Genomic DNA, 12,250 nt, shown 5'->3' on the forward strand with positions numbered 1-12,250 from the left:
TCGCGCAGCTGCGGCAGCCAGCGCTCGCGGAAGAACGACGCCCACCGCCGAGGAGGTCTGGCGGTGACGGCCATCAGCAGGTCGTTGTGGGTATCGGCGACCACGGAGTCGCGGTGGAGGTCGACGGACACGGCGGGCCCTTCTGCGCGTACGGCTCTCGTTCGCCACGACGGTATCGGCACTTCGCCCCCCGCGCCTCGTGGGGGAGCGTGGGTCAGCGCGCGAAGTGGAAGGCGTCCGGGGCTGGGGCGCCGGTGATGCGGCGGTAGGCGGTCGCCGTGCCCGGCCAGTTGTTGGTCACCCGGCCGGCCTCGTTCTTGTACCAGCTCGTGCAGCCCGCCTGCCAGACCATGCGCTCCATGGCCGCCTCCAGGCTCCGCCGCCAGGTGGCCATCGTCTCCGGCCTGACCTCCATCGGCCCGCGCGCGGCCAGCTGTGGCAGGCAGCCCATGATGTACCGGACCTGGCACTCGATCATGAAGACGATCGAGCTGTGGCCGAGGTTGGTGTTGGGGCCGTACAGCAGGAACAGGTTGGGGAAGTGCGGTACGGCGATGCCCAGGTACGCCTCCGCGCCGTCCTTCCACTCCTCGGCCAGGTGCCGGCCGTCGCGCCCGGTGACCTGGATGGGAACCAGGAAGTCGGAGGTCTCGAAGCCGGTCGCGTAGACGATCGCGTCCGCCTCGTGGAGTCCGGCGGCGGTCTCCACACCGCCGGGGACGATCCGGGTGATCCGGTCGGTGACGACGTCCACGTTGGGGCGGGTCAGCGCGGGATAGAACTTGCTGTCGGCGACGATCCGCTTGCAGCCGACCGGGTAGTCCGGGGTCAGCTTGGCCCGCAGCACCGGGTCGGGGACCTGGTCGTGCAGGTGTTCCAGGGCGCGCTTGCGGAGCGGGTCGGAGCTCCAGCCTCCGGCCAGGGCCGGGTAGAGGGCGATCTCCGCGTACCGGTAGATCCACTCGCGGTAGGCGCGCTGCAGGAACGGCACGTAGCGGAAGGCGGCCCTGGCGCCGGGGCCGAAGACGGCGTCCGCCTTGGGGATCACCCAGTTGGGGGTCCGCTGGAAGACGTCCAGGTGATCGGCTATCTCGGCGACCTTCGGGATCAACTGCGCCGCCGAGGACCCGCTGCCGATCACGGCTACCCGCCGGCCCGTCAGATCGACGGAGTGGTCCCAGCGGGCGGAGTGGAAAGCCATGCCATTAAACGTTGACATTCCCGGAATGTCGGGCAGTCGGGGCTGGTTGAGCTGTCCCACCGCCGACACCACCACGTCGAACAGCTCGTCCCCGGCCGCGGTGCGGACCCGCCACTTCCCCAGCGACTCCTCGAAGGTGGCGGCGACGACCGCGGTGTTCAGCCGGAGGCGGGGTCGCACGCCGTACTTGTCGGCGCACCTCTCCAGGTAGCCCAGGATCTCCGGCTGCTCGGGAAAGCGGCGCGTCCAGCTGGAGTACTTCTCGAAGGAGAAGGAGTACAGGTGCGAGGGGATGTCGCAGCCCGCCCCCGGATAGGTGTTGTCGCGCCAGGTGCCCCCGACGTTGTCCCCCTTCTCGAAGATCGTGTACGAGCGGATGCCGGCCTTCTCCAGCTGGATGGCCATGCACAGCCCGCCGAATCCGGCGCCGATGATCGCGATCTTCGGACTCATGCGTACGCCTCCGGGTCGGTGTTGTCACGGCAGCGGTCCCCGATGCCGGCAAGGATCAGGTGCCGGTAGACGTCCTCAAGCTCCAGTTGCCGCCTGTGTCCACGTCTCCCCAACTCCACACCTCTTCATATGCGACAAATACTGGAATAAATACTGGAATCCGCTGCTCCCCCATGGGTCAGTATCCACTTACATTAGGTGATCCGTTCGCGCCGGGGAATAGGCCGATAGTCTGCGCGGGTGCCTACGCTTGCCGACATCGTCACAGAGTTGGAATCCCGCTACGACCCACGCTGGGCGGAGTCGTGGGACGCGGTCGGACTCGTCTGCGGAGACCCCGCCGCGGAGGTACGCAGGATCCTGTTCGCGGTCGACCCGGTGGCCGCCGTCGCCGACGAGGCCCTCGACTGGGGCGCCGACCTCATCGTCACCCACCACCCGCTCTACCTGCGCGGCACCACGAGCGTCGCGGCCACCACCTTCAAGGGCCGCCTGATCCACAAGCTGATCAAGAACGATGTCGCGCTCTTCACCGCCCACACCAACGCCGACGTCGCCGATCCCGGCGTCTCCGACGCGCTCGCCCGCGCCGTCGGCCTGACCGGCCCGCTCGTCCCGCTCATGCCCGCGGCCGACGACCCCAGGCGCGGCCTGGGCCGGATCGGCTCGTTGCCCGCCCCCGTCCCCCTCGCCGAGTTCGCCCGGCAGGCCGCGCGCGGGCTTCCCGCCACGGCGGGCGGCCTGCGGGTCGCCGGAGACCCCGGTCGCCCCGTCCAGCGGATCGCGGTCAGCGGAGGGTCCGGAGACTCCCTGCTCGGGGTGGCCCGCGCCGCCGGGGTCGACGTCTTCCTCACCGCGGACCTGCGCCACCACCCGGCGAGCGAGTTCATGGAGGCCGACGGCCCCGCGTTGATCGACGCCGCCCACTGGGCCACCGAGTGGCCGTGGCTCGCCGACGCGGCGCACCATCTGGCGTCCGCATCGGCCGCCAGGGGGATTACTGTTGAGACGCGCGTTTCCGAGACGGTCACGGACGCCTGGAAAACAACAGCAAAGTGCGAGGATTTCACGTGAAAGCAGCCCCTGCGGCCCAGAAGCGTCTGCTTGACCTGGCCGAACTCGACTCCGCCCTCGACCGGCTGGCCCACCGCCGCCGTACCCTGCCCGAGCTGGCCCAGATCGACGAGCTCTCCGCTCGGGTCGCCCGCATCGCGACCCAGGTGATCGCCGCCGAGACCGAGTCCGGCGACCTCGCCCGCGAGCAGACCAAGGCCGAGGCCGACGTCGACTCGGTTCGCATCCGCGCCGAACGCGACCAGAAGCGCCTCGACTCCGGACAGGTCTCCTCGCCGAAGGACCTGGCCAGCCTCCAGTCGGAGATCGCCTCCCTGACGCGCAGGCAGGGCGACCTGGAGGACGTGGTGCTGGAGATCATGGAGCGCCGCGAGGCGGCGGACGCGCAGGTCGCCAAGCTGGTGGCCGAGCGCGACGAGCTCACAGGCACCCGCGGCGTCGCCGAGGACCGCAGGGACACGGTCTTCGCCGAGATCGACAAGGAGAAGGACGAGGTCCAGCGCAGGCGGGCCGAGGTCGAGAAGGACATCCCGGCCGACCTGCTCGCCCTCTACGGCAAGCTCAGGGAGCAGTTCGGGGTGGGGGCCGCGATGCTCCAGGGCGGCCGCTGCCTCGGCTGCCGCACCAGCCTGTCCATCGCCGAGATCAACCGCATCAAGGCCGCCTCCCACGACGAGGTCATCCGTTGCGAGGAGTGCCGCCGGATCCTGGTCCGCACCGCGGAGTCCGGCCTGTGACCTCGTACGTTGTGGAGGCCGACGGCGGCTCGCGGGGCAACCCCGGGCCGGCCGGCTACGGCGCCGTCGTCAAGGACGCCGCCGACGGCCAGGTGCTGGCCGAGACGGCCGAGTCGATCGGCACCCAGACCAACAACGTCGCCGAGTACCGCGGGCTCATCGCCGGCCTGACCAGTTTGCTGGCCCTGGCCGGAGACGGTGCGAAGGTCGAGGTCCGGATGGACTCCAAGCTGGTCATCGAGCAGATGGCCGGCCGGTGGAAGGTCAAGAACGAGGGTCTGCGCCCGCTCGCCCTACAGGCCGCGGCCCTTGCCAGGCGCCTCCGGGTGACCTGGCGCTGGATCCCGCGCGAGAAGAACAAGGACGCCGACCGCCTGGCCAACGAGGCCATGGACGCCGCGGCCAAGGGCCGCACCTGGGCCGCCTCGGCTTCCTCCTCTCCCGCCGGGGGAGCGATCGGCGCCTCCGGGACCGCTGTCTCCGGGAGCGGTGCCGCCGGGAGCGGTGCCGCCGCCACCCTCACCGGTGGGGGCCCCGCCGAGGACCTTCTCCTCTTCGACACCGATGACCTCGGCGCCGGTGGTTCCGGTGGTGGTGTCGTCACCCGGGAGCCGGCGGAACGGACGGCCATGTCCACCGGGCGCGGCACCGGCTGGCGCTCGCCCACCTCGGTCGCGACCTCGCTGTACCTGCTCCGGCACGGTGAGACGCCGCTCTCCGTCGAGCGCAGGTTCTCCGGGCTCGGCGATCCCGAACTCACGCCCAACGGCATAGCCCAGGGCGAGGCCGCCGCCGCCAAGCTGGCGGGGGAGTCGTACGGCATCCAGGTGATCGTCAGCTCACCGCTGAGGCGCGCCCGTGCCACCGCGGAGATCGTCGCGGCCAGGACCGGTCTTGAGGTCGTCGTCGAGGAGGGTCTGCGGGAGACCGACTTCGGCGACTGGGAGGGCCACACGTTCACCGAGATCCAGCGTCGCTGGCCGGACGAGCTCGCCGCGTGGCTGGCGGACCCGTCCGCCGCGCCGCCGGGTGGGGAGAGTTTCGGGGAGGCGGCGCGGCGGGTCCAGGCGACCGGGGACCTGCTGATCGAGCGCTACGAGGGCAAGACGATCCTCGCCGTCTCCCACGTCACGCCGATCAAGATGCTGCTGCGATTCGCGCTGCTCGCTCCCCTCAGCGCGCTGTATCGCATGCATCTCGACCTGTCAGCCCTGTCCCTGATCGAGTACTACGCCGACGGTCCGGCGGTGGTGAAGGCGTTCAACGACACCTCCCACCTGCGCTGAACCGGCGGTTCCGGGTGGCGGTACGCTGCCGGGCCTCCAGCCGACGATCGGGCCCGATGCGGGAGACGGCCGACACTCGCCTCCCGCATCGGTGTGCGCGTCCACACCCGGTGTGATGGCCGTATCCCATCACACCGGTGCGGATCCCGGCAGCGCGCGGGACCGGCCATCCTCGCTCTCATTGCTTTCCCCTGACGCTCGTCTGTCCCGTCCCGCTTGATTCGTATTTCAGCGCAGATGACTTGCCGTTCGGTTGGAGCCCACTTGGGACCCGTTAGGCTTGGAACACGGCGGACGAGCCGGCCGGGCGGCCGCGTCGGGTCTCTTCGGAGACCCGCCGAGGAAGGTCCGGGCTCCACAGGGCAGGGTGGTCGGTAACGCCGACCCGGGGTGACCCGCGGGACAGTGCCACAGAGAACAGACCGCCTCCCCTCGCGGGGAGGTAAGGGTGAAACGGTGGTGTAAGAGACCACCAGCGCCCACGGTGACGTGGGCGGCTCGGTAAACCCCACCCGGAGCAAGGTCAAGAAGGGGCGCTCTTCGGAGTGTCCCGCGCGCGACGCTTGAGGGCTGCCCGCCCGAGCCGCGCGGGTAGACCGCTTGAGGCCGCCGGCAACGTCGGCCCTAGATGGATGGTCGCCTCCTCACGCAAGTGAGGAACAAAACCCGGCCTACAGGCCGACTCGTCCGCCCTGTCCGCCTCTGACCTGTGGTTAAGCCTTGATCAGGCAAGATCAAAGCGGTCGGAGGGCACATTCAGGTGAGCCCGCTCGCCGTGGCGAAGGCGTGGTCCAGGGCCGTGCGAGCCCGCTCGGACGCCTCCGGGACCAGGTGCCCGTAGAGATCCACGGTCGTGGTGATGGACTCGTGCCCGAGCCACCGGGACACCTCGGAGATGGGCACGCCCTCGGCGAGCGCCGTACTGGCGAAGGTGTGCCGCAGATCGTGGAACGTCATGTCGGCCGGCACCCCGGCTGTGAGGATCGCGGGCTTCAAGACGTCGGCGTTGAAGTAGTCACGCCGGATCAGGTTCCCGCGGGTCGTCCGGAACAGCACGTCCTCGGGCTTGTGCCGGTCTATGTGCTCGGCCGGCGCGTCGGCGAGGAGTGCGTCGCCGAGTGGGTAGCCCTTTCCGGCGTACTCCCATTCGGCGATGACGAGGACGGTCTCCTCGTCGAACAGGGGCAGCCGTCCGGTGGTGATCGCTTCGTCGCGGGCGTAGGTGGTGCGGTCGGCTCGGATGTCGCCGAGGGTGGTGGAGTAGTGGCGGGAGCGGGTGGAGAAGTGGCCGCGGAATCCGAGCATGTGGGCCCACTGGATCAGTCGGAGATCGGCCAGTTCATCGAGTGCGCCGAGGCGCAGGCACTCGGCGATGAGCCGCCGGGGGTGCTCGCGGAGGACGACGAGAGTCCACGGGGCATTGACTTTGTCGCAAGGTATGACGCACCCTGTTGCTACAAAGCTTGCGACAAAGGAGGCGCTATGACCCGCGAACCGCTACCGGACACCGACCCGCCGACGCGCACGACCGATCTGCGCATGGCGGGCGAGTGGCTGGCCCGCCACGACCTGGCCGACACTCACCCGACCCCGCTGCTCGCCAGCCGGCTGGCGGTCCGCAGACGCGCCCGCCTGGCCACTTACGTCATCCTGGCCGCGCTGATCATCGTGAGCGCCCTCGTCGCCACTTCCGCTTTCGGCGGCTTCCAGCCGCATCGCCCGCTACCGCTGCTGGCCCTGACCGCGTCGGTGGCCGGGCTACTGCTGGCACAGTCGCTGCTCGACCAGTGGGTGCGACGCGTCGACCAGCGGGCGGGCGCGACGCTGTCGCGCAGGGCCGCCCATCCGATCCAGCCCGGCTGGCGGACCGTGCTCGGCCGGCCGTACGCCGTCTTCGCGGCCGCCACGTTCGCCGGCGCGATGGTGCTGGCCGCAAGCGCCCTGGCCGTTCCCGACCCCACCGTGCGGCAGCTGGCCGTCGTCGTGCTGATCGGCCTGCTCGGCGCGACGGCCATCACCGCCCTGCAGCTGCGCCACCTGCTCAGGCGTCCGGTCGTGGCGCAGGACGAGGAGTCGCTGACCGCCGACGTCATCATGCGCGTCGAAGACGCCCGCGAGCTCACTACGCCGAACGTGCAGTGGTCGCTGCCGGTGGTGCTGTTCGGCACCGCGCCCGGCTGGTGGGGCGCCGCCGCGGTCGCCTACCTGATCCTGAGCCTGGCCGCGTGCGTCGCGCTCTATGCCAGGACGCCGTCGTGCGCGACGGTGGCCCAGCGGGCCATGAGCGTCCGATGATCGTCATCGATGCGGCCTCGCCGGTACCGCCGTTCGAGCAGCTGCGGGCCCAGCTCGCCCGGCAGATCCAGGACCGCACGCTGGCCGTGGGCGCCCGGCTGCCGACCATCCGCCACCTGGCGGCCGACCTCGGCCTGGCCGTCAACACGGTCGGCCGGGCCTACCGGGAGCTGGAGGAGGCGGGGCTGATCGAGACGCGCGGGCGGGCGGGCTCGTTCGTGTCGGCCGCCGGCGAGGAAGGCCGGGAGCGGGCCCGCCGGGCCGCCGCCGACTACGCCGCCGTGATCGCCAGCGTCGGCATCGACGCGGCCGAAGCGCTCCGCATCGTACAGGCGGCTCTGACGTCCGGCGCGGCAGCACCGGCCTCGTCATGACCGCGACCCGGCCGCGGGGTCACGTCGCCGACCGCACGACGCCGGCGTAGCGGCCGATCAGGCGGCGTCCGAGCCGCTGCATCGGCTGCTCCAGAAATCCCGCACCAACTCCGCGGTGATCTCGATCTCGGTGTCGGTCATGCGGAGCAACAGTGGCCGGATGGCGGCCGACCATTCCGGTTGCCGGAGAGAGAACTGGCTCGTGAAAGGCGCGGGCGTCTGACCGATCGATCCACCCAGGTGGCGGCTCGCCGTAGCCATAGGAGTTCGGGGCCGTATTCCGGTGGCACCCCCTGAACGTCGGCCAGTTCGCCGCAGAGGTCGGGATGGCTCCCGTGACCCGTGCCAGTGGCAAGGTCCACGCTGTGGGATTCCGGCCAACCTCATCGAAGAGGAGTGCCCGGCCAAGGGATGCCGCCCGCTCCGGGTGACCGGCGCCAGACTGGGCAAGGTCCCGCTGGAGACCAGCCGTGGCACGATCCAAGTACCCGCCTGGGTGTTCACCTTCGAGGGAGTCGAGCAGAGGAAGGTTCATGTGGCGGTCGACCCCTCGGCCGTCACCGCCCGTCCCGAGCGGGTGCAGGGGGACGTCGAAGAGGTGATGGCGTTCGACCTTGTCGCCGGCAAGCCGAACGAACTGCTTCTCCGGTACGGCTACGGCGCCTGCGACACCATTCACGGGGCACGCGCTTACGAGACCAGCCGACTGGTGGTGGTCGACGTGGACGAGAGAAGATCCGACTCTGTTGAGGCGTGCCCGGCCATCCTCAAGACAGCTACGATCACCGTCACGCTGGCGCGGGAGCCGCGCTTCGAGATCGAAGCCGTCAAAACCGATACGTGGACGGGGTCGTTCCATGCCAGCCAGGGGCGAGTGTATGCCGTGGAGATCATCGATGCGCGGGAGTATCCCCGCATCTTCGATCTCGGTGCGACGGACGTTGAGTGGCAGGTCCGCGTTATCCTGCGCGACCTCGTCGACCACGATCCCGAAGATGATGTCGACCTTGACGACTGGGACCCGTTGGCCGATGACGACGGGGATAGTAACGTCGGTGACGGGCCCGACGGCCTGGAGGAAGTGGTGTTCCAGCTCTGGACACCACTTGAGTCGAAGTAGTGAAGCCCCTCTGCCGTTCACTCATCACGAGTTCGCCTGAGTGACCAACTGATGCGGAGCACTTACGGAATGATCAAGAGTGGGATGATCATCCCGCATGTAGTTTCAGCAGGCCAAGTCAGCAATCCCGGAACAGGAACAATCGCGCTCCTAAAGCGGGTGTCGCATGTTCGAATCATGTCGGGGCACTGTTCTGGTCAGCCACTTAGCTCTTGACCTGGGGCTCAGCCCGCCCCCTTTTAACGATCACATGTAGCCGATTGCCGTCATATGCAGCCGTAGGTCAAAGGTCACGGAACAAGCGCGGGACGATCTTGGAGATGTTTCGCCAGGTCGTCACCAGCAACTCAGCCATTAGCGGTACGAGTCGACGCCTTCCGCCGGCGCGACTTAACCATGAGGTCGCGGCATGAGAGTGCACGCATCCGCCGCGTTCTCCAGCGTGTCGACCGCAGCGATGCACACGTCATGAGATGGCGGTGAGTGCAGGCATACAGGCCCGTACGACCGAAAACCGCTTGCCTCGCGTGGTGGGCTCAGGGAACGTGGTGTCCATGACGCTCTGACGGACAGCACCCCGCCACTCCGAGATGCCACGGCGCCGACGCGCCCCGCAATGCTGTCAACCCATACCCCTTTGAGGGAAGAGAGCCTTTTTGTCTCAGCAACACTCCCGGCAGGAGTCCCCGCTGCCGTCCACCACGGCCATGGGTCCGGCCACCGTCACCGTGTTCGCCTCCCCCGCGAGCTGGATCGAGTCCGACGCCCTCGCGCAGTGCCACCAGGTGGCCACCCTCGACGGCATGATGCACGTCGCCGCCATGCCGGACCTGCACCCCGGCAAGGGCGCCCCCATCGGCGCCGCCATGGCATCGACCGTGCTGTACCCGTTCCTGGTGGGCTCCGACATCGGTTGCGGCATCGCCGTGTTCCCCATGAAGCTCAAGCGCGCCGTACCCGAGAAGCTCGCCGCCCGCTTCCCCGACCTCGATCGCGCGCTGGATCCCGAGCAAGATGCCGACGACCCGGCCTGGGCCGTTGCGAAGGGCGATATCCCAGCCGGTCACGTCGAAGGTCTCGGGACGGTCGGCCGGGGCAATCATTTCGTCGAGCTGGCGCGGATCGGGACCGTCTTCGAGCCGGGCCACGCGAGCCGTCTCGGACTCGCCGCCGACGACCTGGTTCTCATCGTCCACAGCGGTTCCCGGGGGCTGGGCGAACGGATCCTGCGGGCGCACACCGCGGTCCACGGCGCGGGCCCCGCCCCTGATCCCGGCGCCTACCTGGCGATGCATGACGACGCCGTACGCTGGGGATCGCTCAACCGGCGGTTGATGGCCGCCCGGGTCGCCCATGCCCTGGGGGCCGAGCCCGCCGAGCCGCTCGTCGACCAGTGCCACAACCTGGTCGAGGTCCGCGACGGGGTCTACCTGCACCGCAAGGGGGCGGCGCCGGGTGACGGCCGCGACGTGCTCATTGCCGGTACGCGAGGCACCCCCTCCTACCTCGTGGCCGCCCACGCCGGGCCTGACGCCAACCATTCCGTCGCGCACGGCGCGGGCCGCAAGATGTCGCGTGCGGACGCCCTGCGCCGGGGCCGGGCCAAGCACACGGTAGAGGAGCTGCGCCGCACGCCGGTGGGCTCGCTGGTGGTGTGCGGAGACCGCCAGCTGCTCTTCGAGGAGGCGCCGACGGCCTACAAGCGCATCGAGCAGGTGATCGCCGACCTCGTCGACCATGACCTGGCCACGCCCGTGGCCACCACGGTCCCTCTGGTCACCTACAAGACACCCGATCTCGGATCCGCGCCCCGGCGGGACCAGCGCCGCAAGCGAGGCGCGCGGTGAGCGTCCACCTGCTCCTGTCGGCCGGGCGTGGCCCGCAGGAGTGTGCCTGGGCGCTGGCCCGGCTGCTGCGCCGCTTGGAAGCCGACGCCACCCGGCAGAACCTGGAAACCCATCGGGCCCAGACCGTTCCCGGTGACCGGCCCGATACCTACCGATCGGTCCTGATCCAGATATCGGGAGCCGGTGCCGAGGCGTTCGCCGCCTCGTGGACCGGAACCCTGTGCTGGCAGGCCCCCAGCCCATACCGGGCCGGCACAGGCCGGAAGAACTGGTACGTCATCGCCCAACCGTGCCGGGTCGACACCCCGCGCACGACGTTCGAGGAAGCGGACGTCGACATCGTCGCCTGCCGCACCGGCGGCCCCGGCGGTCAACATCGAAACAAGGCCAGCACGGCGGTACGGGCGACCCACCGGCCCTCGGGGATCGTCGTCGTGGTCGACACCGAGCGGCAGTTCAGCCTCAACCGCCGCATCGCCATGCGGCTGCTGCGACAGCGCATCGAGGACGGCGACGAGACGGCAGGGCGCGCCGTCACCACCGCCCGCTGGCGCGTCCACGATGAGCTCGTACGCGGCAACCCCACCCGCATCGAACGCCCGGAAATGCCGAAGCAGGACCTGGCTTCACAGGAGCAGACGCGCCGGCGACCGTGACAGTCCACCCGACCATGCCCTACCGCAGGAGGAGAATCGCACCCAGAATCGCCAGGGCAAAAGCACGCGCGGCGAGGACCTGCCGGCACGATCGCGGTATCCCGCGCCGTGAGCAGCCCAAGGAAGCTCACCGAGAGTGGACGCAACCGTGGAGGCCCCCAAGCCTGGGAGCGCAGGGCACACCCAGGGCACATGGGCACGAGATGCAGCGCGAAACGATGAGAACCAGTGAACGCCGAAAGCCCGGCTCAGAACGCCTTCTAGGAGATCAGCGCAGGTCGGTCATCATGACGGATCAGATCTCGATGTTCTGAGCTGCCAGTCTTTGCCATCGGCTTCTGACTGCCTTTCCCCACGGATCGGAAGGTCCGAGCCTTCGTCGGTCGGCCCTGACGATGCACCCGTGGTAGCTCTGGGTCGGTTCGTTGCCCGGTTCCTGATCTTGTCTCACCCGTCTGCGAAGATCTTGAACTCCATTCACCTGAAGTGACGGAGTTTCACGACATGAGCGATGGGCGGCCTGCGGGCTCCGACGTGTACGGCTACTACCGGCGTCTGCTCAAGGATCACTGGCTGGAGATTGCCATCTGCTGGACCGTTGTCGTCCCCGATGACGGGAAACCGTTCACGCTCGCCGAGATCGGAGAACGGGTGAGTGGCGGCGCGAGCCATGAGATCCGCGAGGCGGCGCGTTTTGAGGACGACTACTCCGACGGGTCCGGCTGGGCGATGCTGGTGGGGCGTTCCGGCTCGGGGACCGAGTTGTTCGAGTACAACGGTTTCCATGGCGTCTATCCTCCGGTGCTTCCGCGTCTCAGCGTCGGTGCCCGGGCCTACAGCGTCTACTGGAACGTGAACGCCAACAATCGCATCGGCTTTGCCGCCGACGGGGAGATGCTCCTGATGGTCGATGCCATGTACCCGGAGGAATGGACGCACGAGCCGAATTTGGCACGTTGGCCTGAGTTGATGGCCATGGCGCCGCACTTCAGATGGAGGAAGGGGAAGAGCTGGCGGGCGGCGGCGCTGGCGACGATCGAGCTGACCACGGGGGCCAGGTTGAGCCAGGAGTGGCTTGACCAGGAACGCCCGTATCTCACCTGCCAGGATCCCGTGGTGGACTGAGCGGGGGCAATGGCTGTGGGATCCGAGCGGCCCGGAGAAGGCCCTCGACGCCCTGAGACGTGCAGAACTCCGCGCACCGGGT

At 69.1% G+C, this 12,250-nt stretch carries 11 protein-coding genes and 1 other RNA gene; 10 read left to right on the forward strand and 2 right to left on the reverse strand.

Translation table 11 applies throughout. The features are described 5' to 3' along the window. Positions 1-214: 214 nt before the first annotated feature. Positions 215-1,654 carry a flavin-containing monooxygenase gene (locus ACWD3H_RS44160; RefSeq protein WP_451959278.1) on the reverse strand — a complete coding sequence of 480 codons (1,440 nt, stop codon included), beginning with the start codon at positions 1,652-1,654 and terminating at the stop codon, positions 215-217. A 240-nt stretch (positions 1,655-1,894) separates the two neighbouring features. Here ACWD3H_RS44160 and ACWD3H_RS44165 point away from each other — a divergent pair, with 240 nt between their 5' ends. From ACWD3H_RS44165 to rnpB, 4 genes are all read left to right on the forward strand, one after another. Next, a complete protein-coding gene (locus ACWD3H_RS44165) occupies positions 1,895-2,728 on the forward strand; it encodes a Nif3-like dinuclear metal center hexameric protein (RefSeq protein ID WP_350917802.1) in 834 nt (277 codons plus the stop codon). Then, positions 2,725-3,465, forward strand: a complete 741-nt coding sequence (locus ACWD3H_RS44170) for a zinc ribbon domain-containing protein (protein ID WP_350917799.1) — start codon at positions 2,725-2,727, stop codon at positions 3,463-3,465. Before ACWD3H_RS44165 ends, ACWD3H_RS44170 begins: the two co-directional genes overlap by 4 nt. Further along, on the forward strand, positions 3,462-4,751 hold the full coding sequence (locus tag ACWD3H_RS44175; RefSeq protein ID WP_451959279.1) for a bifunctional RNase H/acid phosphatase: 1,290 nt from the start codon (positions 3,462-3,464) through the stop codon (positions 4,749-4,751). Before ACWD3H_RS44170 ends, ACWD3H_RS44175 begins: the two co-directional genes overlap by 4 nt. A gap of 295 nt (positions 4,752-5,046) precedes the next feature. Continuing rightward, an RNA gene (gene rnpB, locus ACWD3H_RS44180) (RNase P RNA component class A) lies at positions 5,047-5,441 on the forward strand. 66 nt (positions 5,442-5,507) lie between these two features. Here rnpB and ACWD3H_RS44185 read toward each other — a convergent pair. Then, the gene (locus ACWD3H_RS44185) at positions 5,508-6,191 is read right to left on the reverse strand and encodes a replication initiator (protein ID WP_451959301.1); all 684 of its coding nucleotides are present in this window, start codon (positions 6,189-6,191) and stop codon (positions 5,508-5,510) included. Positions 6,192-6,233: 42 nt separating this feature from the next. Between ACWD3H_RS44185 and ACWD3H_RS44190 the strand changes: the two genes are divergently transcribed. The 6 genes from ACWD3H_RS44190 (at position 6,234) to ACWD3H_RS44215 (ending at position 12,168) form a co-directional block, all read left to right on the forward strand. After that, positions 6,234-7,046, forward strand: a complete 813-nt coding sequence (locus tag ACWD3H_RS44190; RefSeq protein WP_451959280.1) for a hypothetical protein — start codon at positions 6,234-6,236, stop codon at positions 7,044-7,046. Next, complete coding sequence (locus tag ACWD3H_RS44195) at positions 7,043-7,420, forward strand: GntR family transcriptional regulator (protein ID WP_451959281.1); 378 nt, start codon at positions 7,043-7,045, stop codon at positions 7,418-7,420. Before ACWD3H_RS44190 ends, ACWD3H_RS44195 begins: the two co-directional genes overlap by 4 nt. A 427-nt stretch (positions 7,421-7,847) precedes the next feature. Next, complete coding sequence (locus tag ACWD3H_RS44200) at positions 7,848-8,540, forward strand: hypothetical protein (RefSeq protein ID WP_451959282.1); 693 nt, start codon at positions 7,848-7,850, stop codon at positions 8,538-8,540. A 656-nt stretch (positions 8,541-9,196) separates the two neighbouring features. Continuing rightward, positions 9,197-10,387, forward strand: a complete 1,191-nt coding sequence (locus ACWD3H_RS44205) for an RNA ligase RtcB family protein (RefSeq protein ID WP_451959283.1) — start codon at positions 9,197-9,199, stop codon at positions 10,385-10,387. Further along, on the forward strand, positions 10,384-11,043 hold the full coding sequence (gene prfH / locus ACWD3H_RS44210) for a peptide chain release factor H (RefSeq protein ID WP_451959284.1): 660 nt from the start codon (positions 10,384-10,386) through the stop codon (positions 11,041-11,043). The genes ACWD3H_RS44205 and prfH overlap by 4 nt, the downstream gene beginning before the upstream one ends. Positions 11,044-11,529: 486 nt before the next feature. Next, entirely contained in the window at positions 11,530-12,168 is a 639-nt protein-coding gene (locus ACWD3H_RS44215) for a DUF6461 domain-containing protein (RefSeq protein WP_451959285.1), read from the forward strand. Positions 12,169-12,250 lie beyond the last annotated feature (82 nt).

Source organism: Streptosporangium sp. NPDC002607, from assembly GCF_053592655.1.

What these genes read in the sequence shown, in the direction of transcription:
- ACWD3H_RS44160 (WP_451959278.1), bottom strand. Translation starts at nt 1,654, where the DNA reads ATGAGTCCGAAGATCGCGATCATCGGCGCCGGATTCGGCGGGCTGTGC.
- ACWD3H_RS44190 (WP_451959280.1), top strand. Translation starts at nt 6,234, where the DNA reads ATGACCCGCGAACCGCTACCGGACACCGACCCGCCGACGCGCACGACC.
- ACWD3H_RS44195 (WP_451959281.1), top strand. Translation starts at nt 7,043, where the DNA reads ATGATCGTCATCGATGCGGCCTCGCCGGTACCGCCGTTCGAGCAGCTG.